The sequence below is a fragment of the Pseudomonas sp. PDM21 genome, from assembly GCF_014852505.2.
GTDB lineage: Bacteria > Pseudomonadota > Gammaproteobacteria > Pseudomonadales > Pseudomonadaceae > Pseudomonas.
In genome coordinates, this window is the sequence record NZ_CM181223.1 from 2,777,244 (window position 1) to 2,791,968 (window position 14,725).

At 67.4% G+C, this 14,725-nt stretch carries 12 protein-coding genes; 8 read left to right on the top strand and 4 right to left on the bottom strand.

Annotated elements, in window-relative coordinates:
- The first annotated feature begins 25 nt into the window (after positions 1–25).
- From IB275_RS13050 to mrdA, 5 genes are all read left to right on the top strand, one after another.
- Entirely contained in the window at positions 26–1,132 is a 1,107-nt protein-coding gene (locus tag IB275_RS13050) for a polyamine ABC transporter substrate-binding protein (RefSeq protein ID WP_192295318.1), read from the top strand.
- Positions 1,129–2,397, top strand: a complete 1,269-nt coding sequence (locus IB275_RS13055) for an NAD(P)/FAD-dependent oxidoreductase (RefSeq protein ID WP_192295319.1) — start codon at positions 1,129–1,131, stop codon at positions 2,395–2,397. The genes IB275_RS13050 and IB275_RS13055 overlap by 4 nt, the downstream gene beginning before the upstream one ends.
- 51 nt (positions 2,398–2,448) lie before the next feature.
- A complete protein-coding gene (locus tag IB275_RS13060) occupies positions 2,449–3,348 on the top strand; it encodes a DMT family transporter (RefSeq protein WP_192224472.1) in 900 nt (299 codons plus the stop codon).
- Positions 3,349–3,399: 51 nt separating this feature from the next.
- Positions 3,400–3,798 (top strand): heme-binding protein, encoded by a 399-nt coding sequence (locus tag IB275_RS13065; protein ID WP_192295320.1) that lies wholly within the window; start codon positions 3,400–3,402, stop codon positions 3,796–3,798.
- A gap of 225 nt (positions 3,799–4,023) precedes the next feature.
- Positions 4,024–5,916 (top strand): penicillin-binding protein 2, encoded by a 1,893-nt coding sequence (mrdA, locus tag IB275_RS13070; protein WP_192295321.1) that lies wholly within the window; start codon positions 4,024–4,026, stop codon positions 5,914–5,916.
- A gap of 48 nt (positions 5,917–5,964) precedes the next feature.
- On the opposite strand, the gene IB275_RS13075 is transcribed toward mrdA, so the two are convergent.
- The 4 genes from IB275_RS13075 to IB275_RS13090 are packed head-to-tail and all read right to left on the bottom strand — an operon-like array spanning position 5,965 to position 11,130.
- Entirely contained in the window at positions 5,965–6,183 is a 219-nt protein-coding gene (locus IB275_RS13075) for a formate dehydrogenase subunit delta (RefSeq protein WP_192224475.1), read from the bottom strand.
- A complete protein-coding gene (gene fdhF / locus IB275_RS13080) occupies positions 6,180–9,098 on the bottom strand; it encodes a formate dehydrogenase subunit alpha (protein ID WP_192295322.1) in 2,919 nt (972 codons plus the stop codon). The genes IB275_RS13075 and fdhF overlap by 4 nt, the downstream gene beginning before the upstream one ends.
- Entirely contained in the window at positions 9,095–10,654 is a 1,560-nt protein-coding gene (locus IB275_RS13085) for a formate dehydrogenase beta subunit (protein WP_192295323.1), read from the bottom strand. Before IB275_RS13085 ends, fdhF begins: the two co-directional genes overlap by 4 nt.
- Positions 10,648–11,130, bottom strand: a complete 483-nt coding sequence (locus tag IB275_RS13090) for a formate dehydrogenase subunit gamma (RefSeq protein WP_192295324.1) — start codon at positions 11,128–11,130, stop codon at positions 10,648–10,650. Before IB275_RS13090 ends, IB275_RS13085 begins: the two co-directional genes overlap by 7 nt.
- Before the next feature lie 384 nt (positions 11,131–11,514).
- On the opposite strand from IB275_RS13090, the gene IB275_RS13095 reads away from it, so the two are divergent.
- The 3 genes from IB275_RS13095 to IB275_RS13105 all read left to right on the top strand — a co-directional run bounded on the left by IB275_RS13095 (position 11,515) and on the right by IB275_RS13105 (position 14,587).
- Positions 11,515–11,883 (top strand): c-type cytochrome, encoded by a 369-nt coding sequence (locus IB275_RS13095; RefSeq protein ID WP_081518385.1) that lies wholly within the window; start codon positions 11,515–11,517, stop codon positions 11,881–11,883.
- 16 nt (positions 11,884–11,899) lie between these two features.
- Positions 11,900–13,294, top strand: coding sequence for a D-arabinono-1,4-lactone oxidase (locus IB275_RS13100; RefSeq protein ID WP_412548209.1), 1,395 nt, complete (start codon positions 11,900–11,902; stop codon positions 13,292–13,294).
- Between the two features lie 84 nt (positions 13,295–13,378).
- A complete protein-coding gene (locus IB275_RS13105; protein WP_192295334.1) occupies positions 13,379–14,587 on the top strand; it encodes a DSD1 family PLP-dependent enzyme in 1,209 nt (402 codons plus the stop codon).
- Positions 14,588–14,725: the final 138 nt, after the last annotated feature.

The window sequence follows — 14,725 nt, forward strand, 5'->3', positions numbered from 1 at the left end:
CAAGAACAAAAAAACCGAGGGCAGCATGATCAATCGTTCCAAGACTCTGGCCAGCTTCACCCTGGCAGGCCTCGCACTCGCAGCAGTGACCGGCACCACCCAGGCGGCGCAGACCGTCACCATCGCCAACTGGAGCGGCTACATCGCCGAAGACACCCTGGCGAACTTCACCAAGCAGACCGGCATCCAGACTACCTACGACCTCGTCGACAGCAACGAGACCACCGAAGCCAAACTGATGACGGGAGCCAGCGGCTACGATCTGGCCAGTCCGTCCAACCACTTCCTGCCGCGCCTGATCAAGGCCGGCGCCATCCAGGAACTGGACAAGAGCAAGCTGCCCAACTGGAAGAACCTCGACCCCAAGCTGATGAAGATCCTCGAGGCCAACGATCCGGGTAACCGCTATGCCATTCCCTACCTCTGGGTGACCGTCGGCATCGGCTACAACGAAGACAAGATCAAGGCCATCTTCGGCAACACCGACGTCACCCACAGCTGGCAGCTGCTGTTCGATCCGAAGAACGCGGAGAAGCTCGCCCAGTGCGGCATCGCGGTGATCGACAACGCCACCCAGATGGTGCCCATCACCCTCAAGGTGCTCGGCCGCGACCCGGCGAGCCAGAACCCGGACGACTTCAAGGCCGCCGAAGCCGCACTGCAGGCGGTGCGTCCGTCGATCCGCTATTTCCACCAGTCCAAGTACGTCAGCGACCTGGCCAACGGCAACATCTGCGTCGCCATCGGCTTCAGCGGCGACGTGCTGCAGGCCATGACCACCGCCAAACAGGCCGGCAACAACGTGAAGATCGGCTACAGCCTGCCGCGCGAAGGCAGCACCATAGCCGTGGACACCGTGACCATTCCCAAGGGCGCGCCGCACCTGGACAACGCCTACGCCTACATGAATTACCTGCTGCAGCCGGAAGTGATCGCCAACATCAGCAATGCCGTGCAGTACCCCAATGGCAACGCCGCCGCGACCCAGTACGTCGACGCGGAGCTGCGCAGCAACCCGGCCGTCTACCCGCCGCAGGAAGTGCTCGACACCCTGTTCCCGATCAAGACCCTGTCGCCGTCCGGGATGCGCATGAGCACTCGCCTGTGGACCCGCGTGATGAGCGGCAAATGACTCAGCCCAACGACCTGCGCCGCCACGCCCTGGTGGTCGGCGCCGGCGTGGTCGGCCTGGCCACTGCGCTGCAACTGCAAAGCCGCGACTTCCGCGTGACCCTGCTGGACCGCAATCCGCCAGGTCTCGCCACCTCGTTCGGCAATGCCTGCACCTTCGCCACCTACTCGGTGGAGCCGGTGGCCACACCCGGCATCTGGCGCAAGGCGCCGGGCATGCTGCTGCGCCCGGACAGCCCGCTGGCGATCCGCCCGGCCTACCTGCCGCGCATCGCGCCCTGGCTGCTGCAGTTCCTGGCGGCCTCGCGGCGCGATCGCGTGGAAGCTATCGGCCATGACCTCAACACCCTGCTGCGCCCCTGCATGGGGGCCTGGCAGGGTCTGTTCGACGAGACCGGCGCCAACGACCTGATCCGCCACGACGGCTCGCTGTACATCTTCGAAGCCCATGAGCGCGGGGACGCGCAGGCCATGGTGGATTACCACCGGCGCTTCGAGGTGCCGATCCGATTCGTCGAGGGCTCCGAACTGCGCGAGCTGGAACCGGCGCTCAACGCCCGCGCGAGCTGCGCGGTGGAGCTGCCCGGCGTGAGCCGCACGCTCGATCCCTATGCGCTGAGCCTGCGTCTGTTCGAGCGTTTCCTTGCCAGGGGCGGCGAGTTCCGCCGTGGCGAGCTGCTGGGCCTGGAGCCGGCCGGGCAGGGCAGGGATGCGGTGCAGGCGCAACTGACGAGCGGCGAGCGACTGGCGGCCGACCGCGTGGCGCTGTGCACCGGCGCCTGGTCGCGGACTTTGGTGGACCAGTTGGGAGACAGCGTGCCGCAGGACACCGAGCGCGGTTACCACGTGCTCTTCGGTCACGCCGGGCAGGTGCTCAATCGCCCGGTGTGCTGGGGTGCCGGCGGCTTCTACATGACGCCCATGGCGCAGGGCCTGCGAATTGCCGGCACGGTGGAGTTCGCCGGGCTGGAAGCATTGCCGAGCCCGGCGCGCTACCGCTACCTGACCCGTGGCGCGCGGCGCTTCCTGCGCCTGCAGCACGAGCCGGTGTCGCAGTGGATGGGCTTCCGCTCCTCGGTGCCGGACAGCATGCCGGTGCTCGGCCCGTCCCGGCGCCTGCCGCAGGTCTTCTACAACTTCGGCCACGGCCACATCGGCCTGACCCTCGGCGCGATCACTGGCCAACTGCTCGCCGAGCAGGCCAGTGACGTCGTCACCAGCGTACCGGTGACGCCCTTCCTCGCCAGCCGCTTCGGCTCTCGCTGAAGCACGGGCATTCACCGCGGACATTCACCTCGAACAACAGGAGATCACGACATGCCCCAGCTGACCCTCGTCGCCCCCCGCAGCCATGCCATGCGCAGCGTGGGTCTGATGCTGTTGTCGATGTTCTGTTTCGCGGTGGTGGATGCGCTGGCCAAGGTGGTGGCGCTGAAGTACCCGGCCAACGAGGTGACCTTCTTCCGCATGGCCTTCGGCGTGCTGCCGGCGTTTCTCCTCTGCCTGCGCGGCCGGCCGCTGGCGCAGCGCTGGCGGCAACTGGACGTGCGCGGACAGAGCATCCGCGCGGTGACCCTGCTGGGCTCGTCGGCACTCTTCTTCGCCGGGCTGCCCTACGTGGCGCTGAGCGAGGCCATCTCCATCGCCTATTCCGAGGCGCTGCTGGTGATCGTGCTGGCGCCGCTGCTGCTGGGCGAACGCCTGCTGCCGCGCAACGCGCTGGCGGCTGTGCTGGGCTTCGTCGGTGTGCTGATGGTGGTCAAACCGGATAACGCCGAGGCCAGCCTGGTCGGGCCGGGCCTGCTGGTGGCCAGCGCCTTCTTCGGCGCGCTGTCGATGATCCAGATCCGCCGCATCCGCGAGACCGACGATTCCACCACCACGGTGCTGTACTTCACTGTGGTTGGCACCCTGGTCACCGGCGCCACGCTGCCGTTTTCCTGGAGCACGCCAAGCCTGCCGGACCTCGGCTTCATGCTCGCCCTCGGCCTGCTCGCGACCCTCGGCCAGCTGCTGTTCACCATCGCCGTGCGCCGCGCCCATGCCGCCACGCTGGCGCCGTACACCTACACCAGCATCATCTGGGCGAGCCTGTTCGGCTACGTGATCTGGGGCGAGGTGCTCAGCCTGCTGTCGCTGGTCGGCATCGTGCTGATCGTCGGCAGCGCCGTGGTCGTGGCGGTGCTGGAGCAGCCGCCGGAAGGCTCTGTGGTCTGACTTTCCCCGCTTCCCACCCGGCGCGATGCGCCGTTTCACGAGAGAGATTGCATGCAACACAAAGCCGTACTCGACCAGACCGACGTCACCCGCATTGTCGCCGCCGCCACCGACGAAGCCCGGCGCCAGGGGTGGGCGGTGTGCATCGCCGTGGCTGACGACGGCGGCCACCCGCTGGCGCTGGTGCGCCTGGACGGCTGCGCCCAGGCCAGTGCCTACATCGCCGCCGAGAAGGCGCGCAGCGCGGCGATCGGCCGGCGCGAAACCCGCGAGTACGAGAACATGGTCAATGGCGGCCGCACGGCCTTCCTCAGCGCGCCGCTGCTGACTTCTCTCGAAGGTGGCGTGCCGATCCTCGTGGGCGGGCAGGTGGTGGGCGCGGTCGGCGTTTCCGGCGTCCGCGCGGAACAGGACGCGCAGGTCGCCAAGGCGGGGATCGCCGGGCTCTGAGGGCGCGCAGGGGAGCGCCTCGACTACCGGTCAGAATCCGGCCTGCCAGTCTGGTACCATGCCGCGCCGGTGTGCCAGCTGGCGCGTGATGATCCCGCGTCTGGCGATGCCCGCTTCCTTTCGCTCCCACTCTGCTGCAAACAGGCCGCATCGATCGGAAAGCTCCCCTGCACGGCAGGGGCGAAGCGCTTTTCACCGGGTCGATGGGGACCTTCTGGAATCCCGATGCACGATCCGATCAAACTCAAGGACCACCAGCAGGAGGCGACGCTGGTCAACCGCCGCCTGATCGCCTGCGGTGCGCTCGTGGCCCTGATGAGCGTGACCCTGGTGGCGAGGATGTACTTCCTCCAGGTCACCGACTACGCGACCAACGCCACCGTCTCCGAGAACAACCGCATCCACGTCCTGCCGATCCCCCCGGAGCGCGGGCTGATCTTCGACCGCAACGGCAAGGTACTCGCCGAGAACCTGCCCAGCTTCAACCTCACCCTGACCCGAGAGCGCGCCGGAAATTCACAGGCGGTGCTGGACCAGGTGACCGATATCCTCCACCTGAGCCCCGAGCAGCGCCTGCAGTGCGACAAGGCGCTGAAGAAGAGCCGCCATCCCTTCGAACCGGTCGCCATCCTGCATGACCTGAGCGAGGAGCAGATCGCCCTCATCGAGGTCAATCGCTACAAGCTGCCGGGTATCGATGTGGATGCCGAGTTCGTTCGCCACTATCCCTACGGCGAGCACTTCGCCCATTCGGTCGGCTTCGTTGGGCGCATCAACGAGCGCGAGGCGGCGCGGCTCGACAGCACCGAGTACCGCGGCACCGAGTACGTCGGCAAGACCGGCATCGAGCACTTCTACGAGCCGCAGCTGCACGGCCACGTCGGCTACGAGGAAGTCGAGACCAATGCCCAGGGCCGCGTCATGCGCGTGCTGAAGAAGGTGCCGCCGGTAGCCGGCGAGAACATCGTGCTGGGCCTGGACGTGGACCTGCAGGTGGCCGCCGAAAAGGCCCTGGGCGATCGCCGCGGCTCGGTGGTGGCGCTGGACCCGAACACCGGCCAGGTGCTGGCGATGGTCAGCAACCCGAGCTTCGACCCGAACCTGTTCGTCAACGGCATCAGCTCGGCGCAGTACGCGCAGCTGCGCGACTCCATCGACCGGCCGCTGTTCAACCGGGCGCTGCGCGGGCTGTATTCGCCGGGCTCGACCATCAAGCCGGTGGTGGCCATCGCCGGGCTGGATACCGGCACCATCACACCGGCCACGCGGGTGTTCGATCCGGGCTACTTCCAGCTGCCCAACTACGACCACAAGTACCGCAACTGGAACCACAGCGGCGACGGCTGGGTGGACCTGAGCACGGCCATCAAACGCTCCAACGACACCTACTTCTACGACGTCGCGCACAAGCTCGGCATCGATCGCATGCACGATTACCTGACGCGCTTCGGGTTGGGCAGCAAGGTGTCCATCGACATGGCCGAGGAATCCCCCGGCCTGATGCCGTCCCGCGAATGGAAACGCGCCACCCGGCGCCAGGCCTGGTTCCCCGGCGAGACAGTGATCCTCGGCATCGGCCAGGGCTACATGCAGGTGACGCCGCTGCAGCTTGCCGAAGCGACCTCGCTGATCGCCAGCAAGGGCGCCTGGCACCGGCCGCGGCTGGCCGAATCGGTGGGCGGCGAAGACGTCGTCGATGCCAACCCCATGCCCGACATCCACCTGAGCAATCCCCACGACTGGGAGGCGGTGAACTACGGCATGCAGCTGGTGATGCACGATCCGGGCGGCGGCGCGCGGGCCGCAGGGCAGGGCGCGCAATACCGCATTGCTGGCAAGAGTGGCACCGCGCAGATCGTCGCGATCCGCCAGGGCGAGCGCTACAACCGCCTGAAGACCAAGGAGCGCCACCGCGACAACGCGCTGTTCGTCGGCTTCGCCCCGGCGGCCGAGCCTTCCATCGTGGTCTCGGTGACCATCGAGAACGGCGAGGCCGGCGGGCGTGTGGCCGGGCCGGTGGTGCGCGAGATCATGGATGCCTGGCTGCTCGATGCGGACGGCAAGCTCAAGCCGCAGTACGCGGTGCCGGCCGAGACGGCTTCGGGCAAGCACGCCTGAGGTCTGCCGCACCCGACCCGGCGCACGGGCCGGGTGCGGTGTGGGCGGTCAGGCTTGCGCCGTTTCCGTCAGCGCCGCCTGCACCAGGGCATGCAACTCGGTGCCGGGATGATTGACGTGCCAGTCCTTCAGGTCGCGGCGCATGGCCGGCGTCCAGAAGTTCTGCAGGTGCTGCTGCACGCCGTGGACCGCCAGGGCATGGTCCGATTCGGTGGAGAAGTACTGGCCGATCTGGTTGGCCATCTTGATCAGGTTCTCGACGCTCATCGACGGACCTCGACTTTCTCGACTTTCTCGGCCTTCTCGCCTTGGGCGTGGCGGCGCTCCTTGAGCAGGCGCCGCTGTTCGTCACTGAACGCCTGGTAGCGCTTCTGCCATTCCGAAGGCTGGAACACGCGCACCACCTCCACCGCCGTAACCTTGTATTCCGGGCAGTTGGTGGCCCAGTCGGAGTTGTCGGTGGTGATCACGTTGGCGCCCGACTCGGGGAAGTGGAAGGTCGTGTAGACCACTCCCGGCGCCACGCGCTCGCTGACCCTGGCGCGCAACACCGTCTGCCCGGCGCGGCTGCCCACGCCGACCCAGTCGCCGTCGCTGATGCCACGGCTCTCGGCGTCGCTGGAGTGGATTTCCAGGCGGTCTTCCTCGTGCCAGGCGACGTTGTCGGTGCGCCGGGTCTGCGCACCGACGTTGTACTGGCTGAGGATGCGCCCGGTGGTGAGCAGCAGCGGGTAGCGGGCGTTGACCTTCTCCTCGGTGGGCACGTAGCCAGTGAGCATGAAGCGCCCCTTGCCGCGCACGAACTGCTCGATGTGCATGGTCGGGGTACCGTCCGGTGCGGCATCGTTGCACGGCCACTGCAGGCTGCCATGGCGGTCCAGTTCGGCGTAGCTGACGCGGGTGAAGGTCGGCGTCAGGCGGGCGATCTCGTCCATGATCTGCGAAGGATGGGTGTAGTTCATCGGGTAGCCCAGGGCATTGGCCAGGGCCACGGTACCTTCCCAGTCGGCCTTGCCGCCGAGGGGCTCCATCACCTTGCGCACACGGGAGATGCGCCGCTCGGCGTTGGTGAAGGTGCCGTCCTTCTCGAGGAAGGAGCTGCCCGGCAGGAACACGTGGGCGAACTTGGCGGTTTCGTTGAGGAAGATGTCCTGCACCACCACGCACTCCATGGCGGAAAGGGCGGCGGTGACGTGCTGGGTGTTGGGGTCGCTCTGGGCGATGTCCTCGCCCTGGCAGTACAGCGCCTTGAAGGTACCGCCAAGCGCCGCTTCGAACATGTTGGGGATGCGCAGGCCGGGGTCGGGCTGCAGGGTCACGCCCCAGGCCTGTTCGAACTGGCTGCGCACCGTCTCGTTGGAAATGTGCCGGTAGCCGGGCAGTTCATGGGGGAAGGAGCCCATGTCGCACGAGCCCTGCACGTTGTTCTGCCCGCGCAGCGGGTTCACCCCGACGCCCTCGCGGCCGACGTTGCCGGTGGCCATCGCGAGGTTGGCGATGCCCATCACGGCGGTACTGCCCTGGCTGTGCTCGGTGACACCCAGGCCGTAGTAGATCGCCGCGTTGCCGCCGGTGGCGTAGAGGCGCGAGGCGGCGCGGATCTCTTCGGCGGGCACGCCGCACACCGGGCCGAGCACTTCCGGGGCGTTCTCCGGCAGGCTGACGAAATCGCGCCAGCGGATGAAGTCACTGGCTTCGCAGCGTGCGTCGACGAAGTCCTGCTTGACCAGGCCCTCGGTGACGATGACATGGGCCAGCGCGTTGAGCATGGCGACGTTGGTGCCGGGGCGCAGTTGCAGGTGCAGCTCGGCGCGGGCGTGGGGCGAATCGACCAGGTCGATGCGCCGCGGGTCGATGACGATCAGCTGCGCGCCCTGGCGCAGGCGGCGCTTGAGCTGCGAGCCGAACACCGGGTGGGCGTCGGTGGGGTTGGCACCCATCACCAGCACCACGTCGGACTGCATCACCGAGTCGAAGCTCTGGGTGCCGGCGGATTCGCCCAGGGTCTGCTTGAGGCCGTAGCCAGTGGGCGAGTGGCAGACCCGCGCACAAGTATCGACGTTGTTGTTGCCGAATGCCGCGCGCACCAGCTTCTGCACCAGGTAGGTCTCTTCGTTGGTGCAGCGGCTGGAGGTGATGCCGCCGATGGAGTCGCGCCCGTATTTCGTCTGGATCCGGCGGAATTCGCTGGCGGCGTAGGTGACGGCTTCGTCCCAGCTGACTTCCTGCCAGGGGTCGCCGATGTGCTTGCGGATCATCGGTTTGGTGATACGGTCCGGGTGCGTGGCGTAGCCCCAGGCGAAGCGGCCCTTGACGCAGGAGTGGCCGTGGTTGGCCTGGCCGTTCTTGTCCGGGACCATGCGCACCAGTTGGTTGCCCTTCATTTCCGCGCGGAAGGAGCAACCCACGCCGCAGTAGGCGCAGGTGGTGATGACGGCGCGTTCCGGCTGACCGATCTCGACCACGCTCTTTTCCATCAGCGTGGCAGTGGGGCAGGCCTGCACGCAGGCGCCGCAAGAGACGCATTCGGAGTCGAGGAAGTTCTCGCCCCCGGCCGCCGCCACGCGGGACTCGAAGCCGCGCCCTTCGATGGTCAGGGCGAAGGTGCCCTGGGTTTCCTCGCAGGCGCGCACGCAGCGGTTGCAGACGATGCACTTGCTCGGGTCGTAGTCGAAGTAGGGGTTGGAGACGTCTTTCTGGTCCTTCAGGTGGTTGGCGCCGTCGTAGCCGTAGCGCACCTCGCGCAGGCCGACCTGGCCGGCGACGGTCTGCAGTTCGCAGTTGCCGTTGGCCGAGCAGGTCAGGCAGTCCAGCGGGTGGTCGGAGATGTACAACTCCATCACGTTGCGCCGCAGGTCAGCCAGCTTCGACGTCTGCGTGCGCACCACCATGCCTTCGCTCACCGGCGTGGTGCAGGAGGCCGGGTAGCCGCGCATGCCGTCGATTTCCACCAGGCACATGCGGCATGAGCCGAAGGCTTCCAGGCTGTCGGTGGCGCAGAGTTTCGGGATGGTCGTGCCCAGCAGGGCGGCGGCACGCATCACCGAGGTGCCGGCGGGCACGCTGATCTCGCGGCCGTCGATGCTCAGGCTGACCTGCACGTCGCTGTCGCGCGCGGGTGTGCCGAAGTCGATGTCGCTGGCGCTGCCAGCAGACGAGGAGGGATCGAAGTAGTTGATCACTGGTCGGCCTCCGAAGTCGCCAGACCGAAGTCGGCGGGGAAGTGCTTGAGGGCGCTGGCCACGGGGAAGGAGGTCATTCCGCCGAGGGCGCAGAGCGAGCCGTATTGCAGGGTGTCGCAGAGGTCGCTGAGCAACTGCGCCTGTTCTTCGCGGGCGCTGATGTCGGTGGCGGCGATCAGCCGGTCTACCACCTCCACGCCACGGGTCGAACCGATGCGGCAGGGCGTGCACTTGCCGCAGGATTCCTCCGCGCAGAATTGCAGGGCGAAGCGTGCCATGCGTGCCATATCCAGGCGGTCATCGGCCACCACCACGCCACCGTGGCCGAGCATGGAGCCGACGGCGGCGAAGGCTTCGTAATCCAGCGGGGTGTCGAACTGCGACGGGGGCACCCAGGCACCCAGCGGGCCGCCGACCTGCGCGGCCTTCAGCGGGCGGCCGCTGGCAGTGCCGCCGCCGTAGCCCTCCACCAGCTCGCGCAGGGTCAGGCCGAAGGCGCGTTCCACCAGCCCGCCGTGACGGACGTTGCCGGCCAGCTGGAAGGGCATGGTGCCCAGCGAGCGGCCCATGCCGAAGTCGCGGTAGAACGCTGCGCCCTTCGCCAGAATGATTGGCACCGAGGCCAGGGTGAGCACGTTATGCACCAGCGTCGGCAGGCCGAACAGACCCTGCAGCGCGGGCAGCGGCGGCTTGGCTCGGACCACGCCGCGCTTGCCTTCCAGCGAGTCCAGCAGGGCGGTTTCCTCGCCGCAGATATAGGCGCCGGCGCCGGCGCGCACTTCCAGCTCGAAGGCGCGGCCGCTGCCGCAGACGTCTTCACCGAGGTAGCCGGCGTCGCGGGCGAGCTTCAGTGCCTGGTTGAGGGTGGCGATGGAGTCCGGGTATTCCGAACGCACGTAGAGGTAGCCCATGCTTGCGCCGACAGCGAGGCCGGCGATGGCCATGCCCTCGATCAGCAGGAAGGGATCGCCCTCCATCAGCATGCGGTCGGCGAAGGTGCCGGAATCGCCTTCGTCGGCGTTGCACACCACGTACTTCTGGCTGCCGGCGGCATCGCGCACCGTGCGCCACTTGATGCCGGCGGGGAAGGCCGCGCCGCCACGGCCGCGCAGGCCGGAATCGAGCACCGCGGCGACGACCTCGGCGCCGTCCATGCCGATGGCGCGGGCCAGGCCTGCGAAGCCGCCGTGGGCGCAGTAGTCGTCCAGCGACAGCGGCCGGGTGATGCCGGCGCGGGCGAAGAGCAGGCGTTGCTGGCTCTTCAGGTAGGGCAGCTCTTCCACCAGGCCCAGGGCCAGCGGATGGCTGGCCGGGTCGCCGCCGAGCGCATCGAGCAGGGCTGGCACGTCGTCGACCGTGAGCGGGCCGAAGCCCAGCCGGCCGGCGTCGCTCTCCAGCTCCAGCAGCGGCTCCAGCCAGTACAGGCCACGCGAGCTGGTGCGCTGGATGTCCAGCGGCAGCTGGCGGCGCTCGGCCTCGGCGACCAGGACGTCGGTCACTTCGTCGGCGCCCACTGCGCGGGCCACCGAATCGCAGGAAACGAACAGCTTCAGCATGCGGCGTCCTCCCGGCAACCGTTCACCAGCTCGCGCAGGCGTTCGGCGGTGAGGCGGGCATGCACTCGGCCGTCCAGCTCCAGCGCTGGCGAGCAGGCGCAGGCGCCCAGGCAGTAGACCGGGCGCAGGGCGATGCGGCCGTCGGCGCTGGTACCGTGGTCGTCCAGTTCGAGCTGCTCGCGCAGCTGCGCGGCCAGGGCTTCGGCGCCCCGGCTCTGGCACGACTCGGCGCGGCACAGGCGCAGCGTATGGCGGGCCGGCGGCGTGGTGCGGAAGTCGTGGTAGAAGCTGATCACCCCGCGCACCTCGGCGATGCTGAGGTTCAGAGCGTGGGCGATTTCCGGGAGGGCATCGTCGGGGATGTAGCCGACGCAGTCCTGGATGGCGTGCAGCACCGGCAGCAGGGCGCCGGGCGTGGCCTTGAGACGTTCCAGCACATCGTGGATCAGGGGCAGGTGAAGCGAATCATCAGGCATACAGCGCACCTCGACATCGCGGGCGCCTGCGATGGGCGGCGGCCCGGAATCCTTCGGCGGCGGCGAACCGGCCACGTCACGGTCTGCGTGGCTTTGCGGGGCGCCATCGTTCTTATGGGGTGTTGCCGTCCGGCCAGGCATCTGTGCGCGCCTGGTCCTCGACAGTAGGAAAGATTGCCATCCCTCTGGATTAGGGATAGCACTCGAACGACCCTGCGCATCCTGAAACCGACAAGGGACCCAAACCGCCACCTTGTCCGCTCAGAGCCCCCTTATTGGCCGGTAATGCCCTCAGGTGCGGCCGCTGCCCGCCTTAACCTGCCAGCTACCCATGACAACAAGAATCCGCGCCGTCGCCGCGCGCGGGAAGAAAAGGGGAGCACCATGCATAAACCCGCAACACCCTGGCTTGCGCTTGCCTTGCTGGCCCTGACCGGCCTGCTCGGCGGCTGTGGCGACGATGCCGCGCCGCCGGTGGCCCGCAACGCTGCCGTCCTGTCGCCCGCTGATCCCGCGCTGGCGAAGATCTATGACAGCAGCTGCAAGCTCTGCCACGCCAACCCGGCCTCCGGAGCGCCGCAGACCGGTGACGCGAAGGCCTGGCAACCGCGTGTCGCCCAGGGCGCCGACAGCCTGCTGGACCACAGCATCAACGGCTTCAAGGGCATGCCGCCGATGGGCATGTGCATGCAGTGCTCGGAGGAGGAGTTCCTCGCGCTGATTTCCTTCATGTCCGGCCAGTCGGTCCAATAAGCGCGGGGTTCCTTCGATGCCAATTCATCTCACCCGCCGTCAGCTGCTGCAGAACGCGGGCATTGCCGGCGCATTCTTGGCGCTGTCGAGCAGCCCGCTGGCAGCCGAGCTGGCCCGTGCGCCACGGCTGATTCCCTGGCGCAACTGGTCCGGCGGGCAGAGCTGCCTGCCGGCGGCTCGCCTGGCGCCACAGAGCCTGGACGAACTGGTCCAGGTCATCCGCCAGGCCCAGGGCAAGGTCCGTCCGGTGGGCTCGGCGCATTCCTTCAGCGCCCTGGTGCCCACCGACGGCACGCTGGTTTCGCTGGCCTATTTCAATGGCCTGCTCGGCCACGACGCCGACACATTGCAGGCAGAATTCGCCGCCGGCACGCCCATGTCGCTCATGGGGCCGGCGCTGAAGGAGATCGGCCAGGCGCTGCCGAACATGTCGGACATCGACTACCAGACCCTGGCCGGGGCGATCTCCACCTCGACCCACGGCACCGGCGTTGGCTTTGGTTCCTATTCCTCCCACGTCACCGGCCTGCAACTGGTGACTGCCAGCGGCGAGGTGCTGGACTGCGACGCCCAACGCCATCCCGAGGTGTTCAACGCCGCACGGGTGTCCCTCGGTGCCTTCGGCATCGCCACCCGCGTGCGTCTGCAGAATCGCGCGGCCTTCCGCCTGCATGAACGGCAGTGGATCGCCAGCACCGAAGAACTGCTGGAGGACGTGGAAAAGAACACCCGCGAAAACCAGCACTGGGAAATGCAGGTGCTGACCCATTCCGACTACGCGCTGTCGATCGCCCTCAACGAGACCACCGACCCGGCAACGCCGCCGCTGGACCCGGCCAAGGAGGGCGGCAACGAATACGTCAGCATCATCGAGGGCCTGGACAAGTACGGCAGCGACTTCCCCGCGGCGCGGCGCTTCCTGCTCAACAGCCTGCGCCACATCGCCAGTTTCGACGACCGCATCGGCGACTCCTACGACGTCTTTGCCAACGTGCGCAACGTGCGCTTCAAAGAGATGGAGTATTCGGTCCCGGCCGAACATGGCCCGGCCTGCCTGCGCGAGATTCTCAAGCTGATCAACGACAAGGACCTGCGCACCTGGTTCCCCATCGAGTACCGCTACGTGAAGGCCGACGACATCCCGCTGAGCATGTTCGAGGGGCGCGACAGCTGCTCGATCTCCGTGCACCAGCACTACAGCATGGACCACCACAATTTCTTCGCCGCCGTCGAGCCGATCTTCTGGAAGTACGCCGGCCGGCCGCACTGGGGCAAGCTGCACACGCTGAACGCGCGCACGCTGCAACCGCTGTATCCGCGCTGGAAGGAATTCACCGAGGTGCGCCGCGAGCTGGACCCGCAGGGCAAGTTTCTCAATGCCCACCTGTCATCGATCCTGGGCGTGGCCTGACAAGGAAGAATCACCATGAAACGACGCAACTTCATCGTCGGCGCGGCGGGGGCGGGCGTGTTGCTCGCCGGTGCCGGCGCCTGGCTGCGACCGAGCGACCACGGCGCGCCCTATGACGACTACTTCGCCCGGCTCAACCGCGAGCTGCGCGAGCACGGGCCGATGCGCCCGGTGATGCTGATCGACCTCGACCGGCTGGATCACAACGTCGACGTGGTAATGCAGTCGGTGGCCCGCACCGGCAAGCACCTGCGCGTGGTGGAGAAGTCCCTGCCGTCGCCGCAACTGCTCGATTACATCGCCAGGCGCGCCGGCACCCGGCGGATGATGTCGTTCCACCAGCCCTTCCTCAACCACGACGCCGAGCGCTTCCCCGATTCCGACCTGCTGCTGGGCAAGCCACTGCCGGTGGGCTCGGCGCAGCAGTTCTATGAGAACCTGCGCGGTCCCTTCGACCCGACCACCCAGCTGCAATGGCTGCTCGACACCCCCGAACGCCTGCAGCAGTACCTGGCGCTGGCGCAAGGGCGCAACACCCGGCTGCGGGTCAACATCGAACTGGACGTCGGCCTGCACCGCGGCGGCGTGGCTGATCACGAAACCCTGGGCCGGATGCTCAGGATCATCGGCGCCAACCCGCAGCACCTGGAGTTCGCCGGCTTCATGGGCTACGACCCCTTCGTCGGCATGGGCGTGCCCGAGGTCCTCGGCTCCTCGGAAGAACTCTTCGCCAAGGTGATGACGCTCTACGACGGCTTCGTCGACTACGCCCGCACCCAGCACCCGACGCTGTGGAAGCCGGGCCTGACGCTCAATACCGCCGGCAGCCCGAGCTACAAGATGCACGAGAACGAACGCACCAGCACCGAGGTGTCGGTGGGTTCGGCGCTGGTCAAGCCGACCCACTACGACCTGCCGTCGCTGGTGGAGCACCAGCCCGCCGCCTTCATCGCCACGCCGGTGATCAAGAGCACCGGCCCGGTGCAGATTCCGGCGCTGGACGACAAGTCGAAGCTGTTCTCCTGGTGGGACCCGAACCAGCGCGAGACCTTCTTTGTCTATGGCGGCAACTGGATGGCCGAGCCCGAATCGCCCCGTGGCCTGCAATTCAACGGCCTGTACGGGCGCAGTTCCAACCAGGAGATGGTCAACGGCTCCAGCGCCGTGGGCCTGAAGGTGGACGACCAGGTGTTCCTGCGGCCGACCCAGTCCGAGTCGATCCTGCTGCAATTTGGCGACCTGCTGGCCGTGCGGGGAGGGCGCATCGTCGAGCAGTGGCCGGTCTATAGCTGAGTCTCTGAGCGCGCTCCTAAAAGCCTCAGGTCATCGGCCTGAGGCTTTTTCTGTCTGCAGCCGACTCACTAATTCGGTTTCGTGCGACCGCACCGATGCCTGTACTTTGGGTTGACGAATGATCAGACGCCCTTTACG

What these genes read in the sequence shown, in the direction of transcription:
- IB275_RS13075 (WP_192224475.1), bottom strand. Translation starts at nt 6,183, where the DNA reads ATGAGCGTCGAGAACCTGATCAAGATGGCCAACCAGATCGGCCAGTAC.
- IB275_RS13055 (WP_192295319.1), top strand. Translation starts at nt 1,129, where the DNA reads ATGACTCAGCCCAACGACCTGCGCCGCCACGCCCTGGTGGTCGGCGCC.
- IB275_RS13085 (WP_192295323.1), bottom strand. Translation starts at nt 10,654, where the DNA reads ATGCTGAAGCTGTTCGTTTCCTGCGATTCGGTGGCCCGCGCAGTGGGC.
- IB275_RS13090 (WP_192295324.1), bottom strand. Translation starts at nt 11,130, where the DNA reads ATGCCTGATGATTCGCTTCACCTGCCCCTGATCCACGATGTGCTGGAA.
- mrdA (WP_192295321.1), top strand. Translation starts at nt 4,024, where the DNA reads ATGCACGATCCGATCAAACTCAAGGACCACCAGCAGGAGGCGACGCTG.
- IB275_RS13065 (WP_192295320.1), top strand. Translation starts at nt 3,400, where the DNA reads ATGCAACACAAAGCCGTACTCGACCAGACCGACGTCACCCGCATTGTC.
- IB275_RS13095 (WP_081518385.1), top strand. Translation starts at nt 11,515, where the DNA reads ATGCATAAACCCGCAACACCCTGGCTTGCGCTTGCCTTGCTGGCCCTG.
- IB275_RS13060 (WP_192224472.1), top strand. Translation starts at nt 2,449, where the DNA reads ATGCCCCAGCTGACCCTCGTCGCCCCCCGCAGCCATGCCATGCGCAGC.
- IB275_RS13050 (WP_192295318.1), top strand. Translation starts at nt 26, where the DNA reads ATGATCAATCGTTCCAAGACTCTGGCCAGCTTCACCCTGGCAGGCCTC.
- IB275_RS13100 (WP_412548209.1), top strand. Translation starts at nt 11,900, where the DNA reads ATGCCAATTCATCTCACCCGCCGTCAGCTGCTGCAGAACGCGGGCATT.